General features: G+C 55.3%; 22 protein-coding genes. 9 read left to right on the top strand and 13 right to left on the bottom strand.

Going from position 1 to position 13,775, the window contains the following annotated elements; genetic code table 11:
* Window positions 1–2: 2 nt before the first annotated feature.
* From V8247_RS07215 to V8247_RS07195, 5 genes are all read left to right on the top strand, one after another.
* On the top strand, window positions 3–257 hold the full coding sequence (locus V8247_RS07215) for a Smr/MutS family protein (protein ID WP_338737176.1): 255 nt from the start codon (window positions 3–5) through the stop codon (window positions 255–257).
* 123 nt (window positions 258–380) lie between these two features.
* Complete coding sequence (locus V8247_RS07210; RefSeq protein ID WP_338737175.1) at window positions 381–671, top strand: DUF1540 domain-containing protein; 291 nt, start codon at window positions 381–383, stop codon at window positions 669–671.
* A 190-nt stretch (window positions 672–861) separates the two neighbouring features.
* Window positions 862–1,602 (top strand): DUF502 domain-containing protein, encoded by a 741-nt coding sequence (locus tag V8247_RS07205; protein WP_338737174.1) that lies wholly within the window; start codon window positions 862–864, stop codon window positions 1,600–1,602.
* A gap of 137 nt (window positions 1,603–1,739) precedes the next feature.
* Window positions 1,740–1,985 (top strand): glutaredoxin domain-containing protein, encoded by a 246-nt coding sequence (locus V8247_RS07200; RefSeq protein WP_338737173.1) that lies wholly within the window; start codon window positions 1,740–1,742, stop codon window positions 1,983–1,985.
* 144 nt (window positions 1,986–2,129) lie between these two features.
* On the top strand, window positions 2,130–2,318 hold the full coding sequence (locus V8247_RS07195; RefSeq protein ID WP_338737172.1) for a hypothetical protein: 189 nt from the start codon (window positions 2,130–2,132) through the stop codon (window positions 2,316–2,318).
* On the opposite strand, the gene V8247_RS07190 is transcribed toward V8247_RS07195, so the two are convergent.
* The gene (locus V8247_RS07190) at window positions 2,315–2,542 is read right to left on the bottom strand and encodes a hypothetical protein (RefSeq protein WP_338737171.1); all 228 of its coding nucleotides are present in this window, start codon (window positions 2,540–2,542) and stop codon (window positions 2,315–2,317) included. The genes V8247_RS07195 and V8247_RS07190 overlap by 4 nt on opposite strands.
* A 126-nt stretch (window positions 2,543–2,668) precedes the next feature.
* Between V8247_RS07190 and V8247_RS07185 the strand changes: the two genes are divergently transcribed.
* The 3 genes from V8247_RS07185 to V8247_RS07175 all read left to right on the top strand — a co-directional run bounded on the left by V8247_RS07185 (window position 2,669) and on the right by V8247_RS07175 (window position 4,386).
* The gene (locus V8247_RS07185) at window positions 2,669–3,235 is read left to right on the top strand and encodes a peptidylprolyl isomerase (protein ID WP_338737170.1); all 567 of its coding nucleotides are present in this window, start codon (window positions 2,669–2,671) and stop codon (window positions 3,233–3,235) included.
* Window positions 3,236–3,267: 32 nt separating this feature from the next.
* On the top strand, window positions 3,268–3,819 hold the full coding sequence (locus V8247_RS07180; protein WP_338737169.1) for a peptidylprolyl isomerase: 552 nt from the start codon (window positions 3,268–3,270) through the stop codon (window positions 3,817–3,819).
* Window positions 3,820–3,990: 171 nt separating this feature from the next.
* Window positions 3,991–4,386 (top strand): SRPBCC domain-containing protein, encoded by a 396-nt coding sequence (locus V8247_RS07175; protein WP_338737168.1) that lies wholly within the window; start codon window positions 3,991–3,993, stop codon window positions 4,384–4,386.
* Between the two features lie 15 nt (window positions 4,387–4,401).
* Here V8247_RS07175 and V8247_RS07170 read toward each other — a convergent pair whose 3' ends face one another.
* From V8247_RS07170 to V8247_RS07135, 8 genes are all read right to left on the bottom strand, one after another.
* Window positions 4,402–4,647 (bottom strand): thioredoxin family protein, encoded by a 246-nt coding sequence (locus V8247_RS07170; RefSeq protein ID WP_338737167.1) that lies wholly within the window; start codon window positions 4,645–4,647, stop codon window positions 4,402–4,404.
* A 21-nt stretch (window positions 4,648–4,668) separates the two neighbouring features.
* Entirely contained in the window at window positions 4,669–5,697 is a 1,029-nt protein-coding gene (locus tag V8247_RS07165) for a permease (RefSeq protein WP_338737166.1), read from the bottom strand.
* A gap of 72 nt (window positions 5,698–5,769) precedes the next feature.
* Complete coding sequence (locus V8247_RS07160; protein ID WP_338737165.1) at window positions 5,770–5,985, bottom strand: hypothetical protein; 216 nt, start codon at window positions 5,983–5,985, stop codon at window positions 5,770–5,772.
* A gap of 138 nt (window positions 5,986–6,123) precedes the next feature.
* Window positions 6,124–7,194, bottom strand: coding sequence for an ACR3 family arsenite efflux transporter (gene arsB, locus V8247_RS07155; RefSeq protein WP_338737164.1), 1,071 nt, complete (start codon window positions 7,192–7,194; stop codon window positions 6,124–6,126).
* Window positions 7,195–7,236: 42 nt separating this feature from the next.
* Window positions 7,237–7,794: a permease gene (locus tag V8247_RS07150; protein WP_338737163.1), complete on the bottom strand. Its 558-nt coding sequence runs from the start codon at window positions 7,792–7,794 to the stop codon at window positions 7,237–7,239.
* On the bottom strand, window positions 7,791–8,273 hold the full coding sequence (locus tag V8247_RS07145) for a permease (RefSeq protein ID WP_338737162.1): 483 nt from the start codon (window positions 8,271–8,273) through the stop codon (window positions 7,791–7,793). Before V8247_RS07145 ends, V8247_RS07150 begins: the two co-directional genes overlap by 4 nt.
* A gap of 42 nt (window positions 8,274–8,315) precedes the next feature.
* The gene (locus V8247_RS07140) at window positions 8,316–8,711 is read right to left on the bottom strand and encodes a metalloregulator ArsR/SmtB family transcription factor (protein ID WP_338737161.1); all 396 of its coding nucleotides are present in this window, start codon (window positions 8,709–8,711) and stop codon (window positions 8,316–8,318) included.
* 85 nt (window positions 8,712–8,796) lie between these two features.
* A complete protein-coding gene (locus V8247_RS07135) occupies window positions 8,797–9,327 on the bottom strand; it encodes a cysteine peptidase family C39 domain-containing protein (RefSeq protein ID WP_338739346.1) in 531 nt (176 codons plus the stop codon).
* Window positions 9,328–9,579: 252 nt separating this feature from the next.
* Between V8247_RS07135 and V8247_RS07130 the strand changes: the two genes are divergently transcribed.
* A complete protein-coding gene (locus V8247_RS07130) occupies window positions 9,580–9,819 on the top strand; it encodes a hypothetical protein (protein ID WP_338737160.1) in 240 nt (79 codons plus the stop codon).
* 21 nt (window positions 9,820–9,840) lie between these two features.
* Here the strand turns inward: V8247_RS07130 and V8247_RS07125 are convergent, their stop codons facing one another.
* The 4 genes from V8247_RS07125 to V8247_RS07110 form a co-directional block, all read right to left on the bottom strand.
* Complete coding sequence (locus V8247_RS07125) at window positions 9,841–10,941, bottom strand: ATP-binding protein (RefSeq protein WP_338737159.1); 1,101 nt, start codon at window positions 10,939–10,941, stop codon at window positions 9,841–9,843.
* A gap of 212 nt (window positions 10,942–11,153) precedes the next feature.
* Window positions 11,154–11,939: a tryptophan synthase subunit alpha gene (trpA, locus tag V8247_RS07120; protein WP_338737158.1), complete on the bottom strand. Its 786-nt coding sequence runs from the start codon at window positions 11,937–11,939 to the stop codon at window positions 11,154–11,156.
* On the bottom strand, window positions 11,936–13,123 hold the full coding sequence (trpB, locus tag V8247_RS07115) for a tryptophan synthase subunit beta (protein ID WP_338737157.1): 1,188 nt from the start codon (window positions 13,121–13,123) through the stop codon (window positions 11,936–11,938). The genes trpA and trpB overlap by 4 nt, the downstream gene beginning before the upstream one ends.
* A complete protein-coding gene (locus V8247_RS07110; protein WP_338737156.1) occupies window positions 13,110–13,772 on the bottom strand; it encodes a phosphoribosylanthranilate isomerase in 663 nt (220 codons plus the stop codon). Before V8247_RS07110 ends, trpB begins: the two co-directional genes overlap by 14 nt.
* Window positions 13,773–13,775: the final 3 nt, after the last annotated feature.

Raw genomic sequence — 13,775 nt, 5'->3', positions numbered from 1 at the left:
AAATGGCTAAAATTACCCTTGATCTGCATGATATCTTCAACAAAGGCGCCGCTATTGACGCCGAACTCAATCGCGTCATTAACGAGGCCGTCGCCAAACGTATCACCCCGGTAGAGATTATCCCCGGCAAAGGCTCCGGCCAGTTAAAGAAAAAGGTACTGCGCTTTCTGGCCCAGCCGGACATCAAAAAGCTCTACCACCGGCTGGAAAAAGACGACAAGAACTTCGGCCGCATCTTCGTCCATTTCAAACACTAGCCTACTCAAGTCAGCCAATTGCCCCGATTTTTAGGTACCTTCACACATTAAATTGCGGGGTTTTACGTATTGCTCAACCCCTCATGCTGTTTTATTCTGTTCCTAAAAGAACAGGAGGGTGAGATGCTTCAGAGTTCCATGAGTTCCGTGTCCCAGTGCAACATGGGGGTATGCGCCTACAACGACCAGGGAATATGCCACACCGCCACGATTAATGTCGGACCGCACGCCGAGTGCCATACGTATCTGCACGGTTCCAGCAAGGGTGGATTCCAGGATCTGAAAAGCGGTGTTGGGGCTTGCGCCGCATCCAATTGTAAATTCAACGCCAGCCTGGAATGCCAGGCACCGGCCATTGATGTCACCTGCTTCAACAATTTTTCGGCGGATTGCAGCACTTTTGAGTGCAAGTGATTCGTCGGCGTGATTTGCATGGAAGGGTTTGATTAACCGCAAAATCCTTGGCTCAAGTGGAGACGCTTCCGATTTTATGTACACCGATTTGAATTAGTGCCCCGGTGCCTAATTAGGGGTCGCTACGAATGTGAACGATCATGGGAATAACGGTTGGTTTAGCCGGGTGATTATCCGGGGGTAGTCCTGAATGTTCAATAAACACGGACGGTGGCTGACAGGAAACATCAAAAAAGAGTTTACATCCGGTATGCTCTTTCTGATTCCGATTCTGGCTTCCATATTAATTCTTATCTGGGTCTTCACCACGATAGATGGCATCCTGCAACCCCTCATAACCATTATCTTCGGTCAGCAAATCATGGGCCTGGGTATATTGAGTACGCTGCTCTTGATCTGGGGGGTCGGACTGGTTCTGCACAATGGACTAGGGCGAGCCATGTTAAAAAGGCTGGACCAGGGGATGGAACGCGTTCCCCTCTATTCCCAAATTTATACAGGTGCCAAGCAGGTAATGGATTCGCTGGGCGGCGTCAGGAGGACCGCCTTCAAAGAAACGGTGTTGGTAGACTTTCCACGTGCCGGGATGAAGGCCTTGGCTTTTATCACCAACGAGATGGTCGACGAAAATGGCGAGAAGATTTATGTCGTCTATGTGCCGACTTCCCCGCTACCGACATCCGGCTTCCTGCAGTTGCTTAGGGAAAACCAAATTTGTCGTCCGGACCTGGCGGTGGATTGCGCTATGCGAATGATAGTTTCCGGCGGCATGGTCACCCCGGATAAGTGCCAGGGATTCGGCCTGGCTGATGGTTATCGCTCCGTCACTGATAACGGTGAGCTTTCGGAAATTCCTTCCGGCGCTATCCCGGTTAACATCAGCCCGGACGGAAAACTTAAAACAATGTCATATAAGCTGGGAGTAAAATAACGGCGAAGCTGATGAGTGCCTGATTCAGCGATGATAAACCTGCCCACGTCCAATTTTTCTTTGTGCGGCTCCACGGAGCTGTATATCGTTAACCGGTTCCCGCCAATCCGTTTTATAATGTTATGGAGAGGTGTTGAATGTCTGAAAAAGAAATCATCATGTACGGTACCACCTGGTGCCCCGACTGCCACCGGGCCAAGCGGGTTTTTGAGGCCAAAGGCGTTGCCTACAAGTGGATAGACCTGGCCGAGGATCAGAACGCCGCCGCTGAAGTGGAGCGCCTCAACAAGGGGTGCCGCAGCGTCCCCACCATCGTCTTCCCGGACGGCACCATCCTGGTGGAACCGGCCAATGCCGAGCTGGAAGCCAGGCTGGCCACATAAGCACCAGCCAAACTAAGGGGATTAACCCCGGATTCGCGTAGTAATTTCGCCATAAACGGGTACTGTCCCGTATTCCCCGAATATAAGATTAACCGGTAAAATTAAACAAAAGCAGCTGCCTTCCCTGCCCCATCTGCGGCGGAAATGGAAATCAATATGTCACTGTTGATCGGAATCACCGCCGGACTGATGGACGGCTTAGGCATCAGCCTGTGGAGCAGCGGCCAGCCGCTGATGGGGATAGCCTGGGTCATCATGGGCCTGGCCACCGCCGGCATCATGTATCTCAGGGTAAGGCCGCAACCTGTGCGGGATGAAAAACCGGACTGCTAGCGCTTGCCTTTGCCCCGCAGTTTATCCAGGTCTTCCAGCATGGCGTCGGACAGGTCCACCATCAGATTGTTCAGGGTGACCTTTTCTTCCTCGTCGGCTGGTGACATCAGGGCGCTGTACCAGGTATCCCCGGAGAGGCCCACCACGGCGTAAACGTCTAAATATTCTTTGGTGCCGTCCTTGTAGTTAATGGAGACGCTGGAAATCGGTTTTTCTATTTTCATGGATTCCTCCGCCGCGATATTGAACAGATTATATACCGGCAAAGTCACTTTTAATAGCCCCCGATTTGGCAATGACGGGGCTTTTCCCGTATCATTAAGGCTCATTTCCAATAACCAAGAGGTAAGATGAAACTTTTAAAAACCTTTCTGTTAGTCCTGCCGATACTGGCTATCCTGACTGCCGCCGGCTGTAGTTCAACCCCGAAACAACAATACGCCGTCATTGAAACCAATCTGGGCACCATCAAGATTGAGTTTTTTACTGAAGATGCCCCCAATACCGTCCAGAACTTCATTGACCTGGCCGAAGACGGTTTTTATGACGGTATCATCTTCCACCGCATCATGGAACCCTTTATGATTCAAACCGGCGACCCCCAGGGCACCGGCGCCGGCGGCCCCGGCTACACCTTCGCCGATGAACTGCCGGTCAAACGGTCTTATGATCCCGGCATCGTCGCCATGGCTAACCGCGGCCCCGACACCAACGGCAGCCAGTTTTTTATCTGCACCGGTGCCAATGCACTGAGTTTAAACCAGAATCCGGCCTACACCCAGTTCGGCAAGGTGGTTGAGGGTATGGACGTGGTGGCGAAAATCGCCGCTGTGCCGGTGACGCTTTCGGCTTCCGGCGAACTTTCCAAACCCATTGACCCTCCCTATATGATCAGCGTCACCATCACTTCCGATTAACCAGAGCTAATAAAAATACTGAAAGGAATAAAATGAGTTCAGAACAGACCCCCAAACGCTGGAGCAGCCCGCCGGAGATGAAAATTGACCCGGCTAAGAAATATCGTGCAGAGATAGAAACCAGCCTCGGCAGTTTCACTCTTGAACTGCTGGCCGGCGAAAGCCCCAAGACGGTCAATAACTTCGTTTTTCTGGCCGGTGAAGGCTTCTACGACGGTGTCATCTTCCATCGCATTATCAAGACTTTCATGATCCAGACAGGCGACCCCACCGGCACCGGCGCCGGCGGCCCCGGCTATCGTTTTGCCGACGAACTGCCGGTGAAACACTCCTATGATCCTGGCATCGTCGCCATGGCCAACGCCGGCCCCAACACCAACGGCAGCCAGTTCTTCGTCTGCACCGGCGCTGACTCCCGCGGCCTTAACGGCGCGCCCAACTACACCCAGTTCGGCAAGGTGATTGCCGGCATGGACGTCATTGAGAAGCTGGCCGCCGTCCAGGTCGCCCGCTCTCCCCACGGTGAAATGTCCAGCCCGGTTGACCCGCCGGTCATTAAAGGGATTAAGGTCACCGAAAGCTAATAATGAATCCGCGACAGTGTCCGCAAGAGACCCGGGGGAGCGGCGATACGGCTGCCATTGGTCGCTCTGCCGGCTCTTGCACCTGTCCGCAGCTTAACTGTTCCTGCTACAACGAGTGTGACGCCTGCCGAGCGAAGCACCGCCGGACCCTGCCCCATTGCGAGCGGCCGGTTGAGCGGTAAGACCATCGTCCAGTTGGCGGTTTTTGAGTTTGGGGTACGGAAGGTTTTTCAAGCCCTGACCGACAGTGAACAGCACTCCGCCTTCACCGGTGACCGGGCCGAAATAAACGCCAAACCCGGCGGGTGTTTCTCAGCCTATGGCGGCTATATAACCGGCACCTTCCGCAAAATTGTCCCGGGTAAGCTCATCGTTCAGGACTGGCGGGCGGCGGACTGGCCGGAGGGCGTTTCATCGCTCGTTACCATTGAACTTCAGGAGAAACGCGGCGCCACCACCCTGATGCTGACCCAGGAAGGCGTCCCGGAAGAATTCGCCGAAGCCATCGCCCAGGGCTGGCATGACTTTTACTGGGATCGCCTCCGGGATTACCTGGAGAAACCTTAACCGCCGGTCAACCGCCTATGCGGCAGCCGCTTTTTGCAATAACGCCGCCACCTCAGATTTACCGGGCACCTTGCCGGACAGCACCACCTTCTCATTGATTACCAGCGCGGGCGTCATCATCACCGGATAAGCCATTATCTCGTTGATATCTTTGACTTTCTGAACCTCGGCATCAATACCCAGTTCCTGCAAAGCCTCACGGGTCACCGCTTCCAATTGGTTGCACTTGGGGCAACCGGTACCTAAAATCTTAATTTTCATCCGTCAACGCTCCGTAAGTTCTTATATCATCCCGAAGATCAGTCCGGCGAGTGTTGCTGAAACTGCAACCAGGCCGAAATAGGTAAAAGCCCGTTTATTGCCCATGATCTTGCGGATTACCAGCATGCTGGGCAGCGACAGAGCCGGTCCGGCCAACAGCAGCGCCAGCGCCGGCCCCTTATCCATGCCCAGTTCCAGAAATGCCTTGATGATCGGCACTTCCGTCAGCGTAGCAAAATACATCAAGACGCCGAAAACCGAGGCCAGGGCATTGGAGCCGATATTGCTGCTCCCGACCACGCCGGTGATGATATCAGCCGGGATAATCGTCTTGATAACCCCGGCTAGAAAAACACCGCCGATCAACCATGGAAAGATCAATTTTACAAAAGACCAGGTTTCCTTGAGCCACTGTTTAATCTCATCAAGGCTGAAGAAGCGCCATAACACCCAGCCCAACACCGCCAGTAGTGCGATAGTAACCGGCCAGTTGGCGGCTGAAGCAAAAATGAGAATCCCGGTCATGCTGCCGAAAAACAGCAGCGTTTGCCAGAGGGGACTGGCATCATCTGTGTCGCCGGAAAACAGTTCCGGACTGGCCTGGTTTTCCGCCCCCTGCCTGAACAGATAGGCCATGATCAGCCCGATAACTATGGCCAGAGACACCGCCGCGATGGCTCTGGCCAGACCGATATCCCACCCGAGCAACCGGGCCGAATAGACTATCGCCAGGATATTAATGGCCGGGCCGGAGAACAGAAAGGTCGTCGCCGGCCCGATACCGCCGCCCCGTTTATAGATACCGGCAAACAGCGGTAGTACCGTACACGAACAGACGGCCAGTATACTGCCGGACACGGAGGCCACCCCGTAGCTTAAGAATTTGTTGGCCTGAGGTCCGAAGTATTTCAATACCGCCGGTGCCGAAATGAACACGGCGATACCGCCGGCGATGAAAAAGGCCGGTACCAGGCAGGTGAGTACATGTGCCGACAGGTAATCAAAAAGGGACTCAACCCCGCCGGAAATCAGATTTAAGATAAAATCCATGCGTGGTTCCCTACCGTGCTAAAGAGACGTTTGAAGTCATATTGATTTGCCTGAACAGCACCTTTCTATCCGTCAGCCGGCCTGGGAAGTCTGCCCGATTTCCTGCTTCACAGCAGATGCTATTTGCTCCGGCGCGGTGATACCCACTGAAACCACTTTGCCGTCCAGCGTCACCACGGGCAGCGCCCAGATACCGTAACGGTTGAAGGCCTCAACCACCGGGGCAAATTCCGCAGCATCGGCATCAATGGTTTCAATATCAATAACTTCAGCACTGCCCCCGAGCACGCCCTCAACGGCTTTTTTAATCGCGTCAATCGTCTCCGACGATTGTCCTTTAGGCCCTCAGCAAGACGCCCCGGCCGGGGTAGGATAGACAATGATGTTGGCTTGTTGTTGGGACATTTTGGTTTATCTCCTTCTAAATTAATTTATTACTGGTGCCGGCTTAAAATATCGCCGTTGGAAATAGAGCGCCAGGTTGACTAAACTGATCAGCACCGGGACTTCCACCAGCGGCCCGATAACAGCAGCGAACGCCACACCGGAACCGATGCCGAACACCCCGATGGCCACCGCAATGGCCAGTTCAAAGTTATTAGACGCCGCGGTAAATGATATGGCTGCCGTTTGATGATAGTCGGCGCCGATGCGCCGTCCCATATAAAAGCTGACCAGAAACATCACCACAAAGTAAATTAGCAGCGGTAACGCGATGCGCAGCACATCCAGCGGCAGTTCCACGATAACATCGCCCTTGAGCGAAAACATCACGATAATGGTAAAAAGCAGCGCAATCAGGGTAACCGGGCTGATGCGGGGGATAAAACGCGTTTCATACCATTCCCGTCCCTTTTGTTTGAGCAGAATGTAGCGGGTCAGCATGCCGCCAAAGAACGGAATACCCAGATAAATCAGTACACTGCGGGCAATCTCCCCGATGCTGATATCCACGATAGCGCCGCCCAGCCCGAACCATTGCGGTGCGACGGTAATAAAAACATAGGCGTAAACCGAGAAAAACAAAATCTGGAAAATGGAATTGAAAGCCACCAGCCCGGCGGCGTATTCGGAATCGCCTTTGGCCAGTTCGTTCCACACAATGACCATGGCAATACAGCGCGCCAGCCCGATCATGATCAGGCCGACCATATACTCCGGAAAATCCGCCAGAAACATGATTGCCAGCGCAAACATCAGAATGGGACCGATAATCCAGTTCTGCACCAGCGAGAGGCTGAGCACCTTCCAGTTGCGGAAGACCTTGCCCAGTTCTTCGTATTTCACCTTGGCTAACGGCGGGTACATCATCAGAATCAAACCCACCGCAATGGGAATTGAGGTTGTCCCCACCGACAGGGAATTGATGAAACTGCCGAATTCCGGCAGAAAGAAGCTCAACCCGACACCGGCGGCCATCGCCATAAATATCCACAGTGTCAGGAACCGGTCCAGGAAGGACAGCGTGCTCGGGCAACCGGCATCGGTTTGTCTCATCAGTTAATTTCTTCCCCGTTTTTCGGTAAAACCAGCGTCATGTCAGGCCCCTGCTTTAGGACTGGCGTTATTGCCGCCGTCAAAAACTTCAAACTGCCGGCCTTTAAGGAAGCGCTCCATCAGGTAACCGATGGCAATAAAGAGCGGCAGGGAAATCAGCGTCCTGGCTAAGGTAAATTCTATGCCCAGATAGCCGATTTCAATACCCAGCATCGGAATCTTCAAAGAAGAGAAGGCTCCCAGGTAAATAAACAGATTGCGGGGGCTGATACCTTTCTTATACAGGATATAGGCTATCGGAAAGGCCCCGTACAGCGGCCCGGCCTGAAGCATCGCCAGCAGGACCACCAGGGCGATACCCTTGATGCCGGACTCATGACCGATATGCTTTTGAATCTTCTCCTTGGGCACCCAGACATCAAATAAGCCGACAATAATGAACAAAAACGGCAGGAAAGACAGCATTTCCACCAAAGAAACCCGGAAATTGGTAAAAACCGTGGTGCCGGGGTTAAAACCGACCGCAAATGAGGCAATCATGGCCACCGCAAAGGCGGCAATCCAGACATAAGCCTGATATTTTTTTGCCAGTTGTTTCACAAGATGACTCCTACTGCCAGTCCAACAATGACGGCGGCCACAAAATTGAGCGCATTACGGGTAATGGCGACGCGACGCCCCAGATAGCGGATTTCCAGCGGCAGAGTAACCACACCCACCATCATCAACGTTGTCATAAAAGTCGCCACTACCGCGTATCCGGCCCCCTGCTGCAACAGCCCCGCGGCGATAGGATAGGAAATAAAAGCCGGAATAAGCGTAATGGAGCCAACAGTGGCTGCAATAAAGTAGCCCAGGATACCGGACTCGGCGCCCAGATACTCATTAATCGCACTCGGCGGAATTAAATACAGGGCAATGCTGACGATAATCAGGATATTCAAAAACGGCAGCAGCAGTTTGCGGAACATCTGCCAGCCTTTCTTGAATCCCAGCATGGTTTTATCGCGGTCCAGGATAAAAGAGACCAACGACAAAGCGGCGGCGGCGGAGATGAAGATAAGGGCGTTGCTGCTCATATTACTCCTTGAATGATTCAGAACCGGTAAATTTGGGATTCTCTAACATCGGACACTGCCCGGGTGAGGCGTGCTGCCGGTTGGTGGTGAAATAGTGTCGCCGGGCGGACACAAGCGGGCGCTGCCCCGCAAGCGGCGGCGGTCGGCGGCGGCTTGTTCATTATTTTCCAGGCCCTGACCCACCGCCCGGATGATCAAATCCCGATAATCGTTGAGGGTCTGCGGCGCCGGATAATAAATCACCCATAACCCCTCGCGCCGCTGTTCCAGCAGTCCGGCATCATAAAGTTGGGACAGATTGCGGGAAGCCCGCGTCTGAGAAATACCCAGCGCCTGCACCACCTCGCAGACACAGCATTCCCGTTCAATGAGCAGATTCAGGATACGCAAACGGGTGCTGTCGGATAAGGATTTAAAAATTTCCACCAGGTTCTTCATGGCCACCTGCCTATATGCTTATTTCCGCATATTAGCAGATAGTTCCGGGTTAGTCAATTCAGTGGTGCCGGGCTGTGCCGGCCGGCTAGTCCATATGCTGCGGCACCAGAGGCGGTGCCGGCGGTTTACCACCGAGTATCATGGCGAACCGATTGAGTTTTTCACCGGTAACCGGGTCAATGTCGTGCCAGCGCGCAAGGAATTCCCGTTCCGTCAGCCAGGTATTGCCGAAAGTAGCCGGGTCTTCAAACAAGATGGTGCGTCCATCATATCCGATAACAACCACATAATGACCATGCTCTTCAGTCTGCCGCCAGTCATCCAGGCTCATATATTTATCAGCCCACGCCTGAACCAGGACGATGACCGGTTGTTGGGCATCAACGTATCTCTTGATTTCCCCAATAGTTACGTCACAACGGGCCTCCACGATAAAACCCAGTGACCGGGCCATATCCGCCATGTCTGTCACCTGAGTACCCAGATGATCGGCGTTGAGTTTCAGCAGCAGTTGGTCTTCCCGGATATCAACCCCATAATATGCCAGCACCAACTGGAGGGCTTTCGGGCCGCAATCAAAATCAAATGATTGCCGGCCGCCGGGCATATTAATCATCGTCACCGCACCCTCCGATTCATCAGACCGGTTCAACCTGATCAAGGTTCCCCATACCGGCCTGCCTCCATGCTTGTTTCCGCAGATTAGCTCATAGTCCCGGGCAAGTCAAAAGCCGAAGCGTTTACCGTTTACTGCTTACTGAAAGCTGACACCTGAAGGCTGACTGCTGAAAGCTAAAAATCCGCTATTTATTTTTATCCGGCACTGGCCTATAATCATTACCGGCAGATTAATTTGCCGGGAGGTTTTATGACCGACGAGCGCCAGTACGAAATCGTAGAAACCAGCTACTCTCCCAAGACGGTAACCCGCCTGGATTTTGTAGGGGATTTTGAACAGGCCAAAGCCAAGGCCATCAAACTGGCCCAGGATAAGATCGGTACCCGCTACGCCGTCTTTCCGCAAAACGGCATCGTGGCTGAGTATCAGGCTTTTTTCCGCACCACCATCAAGTGTCCCCACTGCGGAGAAGTCATCCCGATAGAATAAATCGCCCCGCACCGGGAGCCGTCAGGCCTCAGTCACCTCAGCTACCGGGAACTCAATGATAAACCGCGCCCCGGAGCCGGCTTCGCTCTCCGCGCGGATGGTGCCGCCGTGGCGCGTCACAATACCCCGGCAGATAGACAATCCTAATCCGGTTCCCTGACCGAAGTCTTTAGTCGTAAAAAACGGCGAGAATATCTGGGCCAGCTTATCCGGAGCAATGCCCGGTCCGTCATCGGCGATGATAATCCGCACCACCCCTTCACCCTCTTCGGTGGTCAACTCCAGTTGCCCGCCGCGGTGATATTTATCCATAAAATATTCGGCATTGATAATCAGGTTTACAAAGACCTGTTGCAACTCCATGGCATCAGCATTGACCTGCGGCAGCGACAGCGTCAGGCGCTTGTCCACCGTGATATTATTGGCTCTCAGCTCATATTCCCGCAGCCGGACGACATTCAACAGGGTCTGGTTAACGTCCACCGAGCCGACTGAGGCACTGCCGCCCCGGGCAAAATTGAGCATTTTTTGCACCACTTCCGCTGCCCGCCGGGCTTCACTGCTGACCATCTCCAGGTCACTCTTCAACCCCGCCGGCAATCGCGGGTCGCTCAGGACCAGCTGAGCGAAGCCGATGACGCCGGTCAGCGGATTATTAACTTCGTGAGCCAGTCCGGAGGCCATCTCACCCAGCGACACCATGCGGTCGGTAACAATCAGATTTTCTTCCATCCGCTTGCGCTCGGTAATATCGCGGATTATATGAACCACGCCGGACACACGGTCGTCTTCGCCGATTATCGGCGACACGGAAACATCCAGAAAGCGGTCACCGGCCACATCATAGTGCTCCGTATTAACCGGTTGCCGCTCTTCCATGACCTTCCGGTGCGGACAGTCTTCCGGCGGCGCAGCGGTGCCGTGAATCACCTCGTAGCAACGCTGCCCCAGACAGGCGGCAATGTCGCCGCCGGCATAAGCCGCGGCAAAAGCCTTATTCAATCGGGTAATGCGGTAATCAGTGTCATGAATGGAGATGGGGTCGGTAATGGAATCAAAGGTGCTGCGCCACTCTTCAGCGGCATAGCGCAAGGCATCATCTGACCGACGGAATTTACACATCCGCCGGGTCCGTCCCATCAAGGTGGTCTATTTGGTCAATTGTCACTGAGTAACACTATAGTATGCCCCGGCTGCCGCTGTCTATAATACTATCTGACTATATGCGGCCATTTTCGGGTGGATTTGGCATAGTACCTTAGTACCATTTTGCCGCTTACCTGGTACTATCGTACCAGTTACCCTCAGGCACGCGCCGCCGCCGACCGGTGACTTTAGTCCGGACCCGCCGCGTCCAGCGCCTGTCGGACCTGCCGCACAAAAGTCTCCAGCCCCCCTAAAGACGGATCTTCGTCAATCAGTTTAATTAGCTTGCTGCCGATAATCACTCCGTCGGCCAGTCCGGCCATGGCCGCCGCCTGAGCCGGTGACGACACGCCGAAACCGATAGCCAGCGGCTGAGACGCCTGACGCCTGACCTGGGCCACAAAACCCGGCAGGTATTCCGGCACCCCTTCCCGGGCGCCGGTGACCCCGGCCACCGAAACCAGATAAATAAAGCCCCGGCTTTTAGCCGCCACCAGCTCAATCCGCTCCGCGGTACTGGTCGGCGCCAGCAGGTGGATCAGGTCCAGACCGTTATCCGCGGCCGCCGCGTCCAAAGCCCCGGATTCGTCCGGCGGGAGGTCGGGCACAATCAGGCCGTTGACGCCGGCCGTCGCGCTCTGACGACAAAAGTCCACAAGGCCGTAGCTGAGGATAGGATTATAGTACCCCATAAATACCAGGGGGATATTCACTTTCTGCCTTAACTGCCGCGCCAGTTCTATACAATCCACCGGCGTCACCCCGTTTTCCAGCGCCTGAAAACTGGCCGCCTGGATAACCGGCCCATCCCCGATGGGGTCGGAAAAAGGAATTCCCAGTTCCACCATGTCACAGCCGGCTTTTTCCAGCAGCGGCACCGCCTTGAGCGTGGTCGCAATATCCGGATAGCCCACCGTCAGATAGCCGATCAGGGTTTTATGTTTCGGCCTGAAAGCACCGGTTACTCCGTTCATGCCGTCACCCCCAGAGCGTTCATTACAATATCCATGTCCTTATCTCCCCGCCCGGACAGACAAACCAGTATCGTCTGCTCCGCGCTCATCGTCGGTGCCATTTTGGCCGCCTGGGCCACGGCATGAGCTGATTCCATGGCCGGCATGATGCCTTCGGTCTCCGACAGCAGCCGGAAGGCCGCCAGCGCCTCAGTATCGTTCACCGCAAAATAGGCGGCGCGGTGGTTGTCTTTCAGATAGCTGTGTTCCGGCCCGACCCCCGGGTAATCCAGACCGGCGGAAATACTATGGGTTTCCGCCACCTGACCGTGCGCGTCCTGCATCAGGTAAGACATCGCCCCGTGCAGCACCCCCGGCCGCCCGCCGGACAGCGGCGCGGCGTGGTGCCCGGAAGTCAGTCCCGACCCGCCGGCCTCAGCACCGGTCAGTTTGACGCCGGCATCGTTAATGAAGGGATAGAATATACCCATAGCGTTGCTGCCGCCGCCGACGCAGGCCACTACCTGGTCCGGCAACGCCCCGGTCACCGCCAGCATCTGCGCCCGGGCTTCCCGCCCGATAACCGCCTGAAAATCCCGCACCATCACCGGATACGGGTGCGGCCCCACCACCGAACCGATAAGATAGTAGCTGTCATCGGGATGGCTGACCCAGTCCCGCATGGCTTCATTGATGGCGTCCTTCAGGGTTCGTGACCCGGATTCCACCGGCACCACCTCGGTGCCCATCAGCTTCATGCGGAAAACATTCAGCGCCTGGCGTTTAACATCCTCCGCGCCCATATAAACCACGCCCTTCAGACCCAGCATGGCGCAGACGGCGGCGGTCGCCACTCCGTGCTGCCCGGCGCCGGTCTCGGCGATAATCCGCTGTTTACCCAGGCGTTTGGCTAAAAGTCCCTGGCCTAAGGCATTGTTGATTTTATGAGAACCGGTATGGGCCAGGTCTTCCCGCTTAAGATAGATTTTCGCCCCGCCGCAGCGGGCGGTCAGGTTGGCGGCAAAGTACAGCGGCGTCGCCCGCCCGGCATAATCCGTCAGCAGCCGCTCCAGTTCCCGGTGAAAGGCTTCATCAGCTTTCACCGCTTCATAGCCGCGCGCCAACTCACTCAGCGCCGGCACAATCGTCTCCGGAACGTAACGCCCGCCGTAATCCCCAAAATAGCCCCTGTTATCTGGCAGCATTATTTACTCCTCTCAATCCGGAATCGGCTTCCCGCACCGCCCGGATAAAAGCCATTATTTTGGCCGGGTCTTTATGTCCGTGGCTTTCAACCCCGCTGGAAACATCCACCCCCCACGGCCGGTAGCGGCTGATGAGCGTCCCCACATTCTCCGGGTTCAGTCCCCCGGCCACCATCACCGGCAGTGCCGGATTCAGGTACGCCAGCAATTCCCAGTCAAAACGCTCGCCGGAGCCGCCGTAGCGCCCGGACACCCGCGCATCCACCAGATGAATTTGCTGGGGCCCCGCCGTCAGGCGGGCTTCAATCTCCTCAGCGGTCGCCTCGTGACTCACCCCCAGCGCCCGGACAACCGGCCTGGCCATCCGCCGGCAATAATCTTCATCCTCATCGCCGGACAACTGCACCCGATCCAGCCGGCAGTATTCGGCAATACGGTTGACCTCATAGGCCGGGGCATTGACAAATACACCCACCAGCTTCGGCCGCCGCGGCTGATTCAGCAGGTGATGGGTAATCAGCATCGCCCGCTCCGGCGTTATCTGCCGGGCAGAATCGGCAAACACCAGGCCGATGAAGTCCGCCCCCAGCCGCCGGCATAAATCGGCGGTTTCCACATCCGTGATGCCGCAGATCTTTATTTGCGTCATCGC

Source organism: Dehalogenimonas sp. W (genome assembly GCF_037094495.1).
Taxonomy (GTDB): Bacteria; Chloroflexota; Dehalococcoidia; order Dehalococcoidales; family Dehalococcoidaceae; genus Dehalogenimonas; species Dehalogenimonas loeffleri.
The sequence above is the reverse complement of the archived record's forward strand: the minus strand, read 5'-3'. Positions and strand labels throughout refer to the sequence as shown.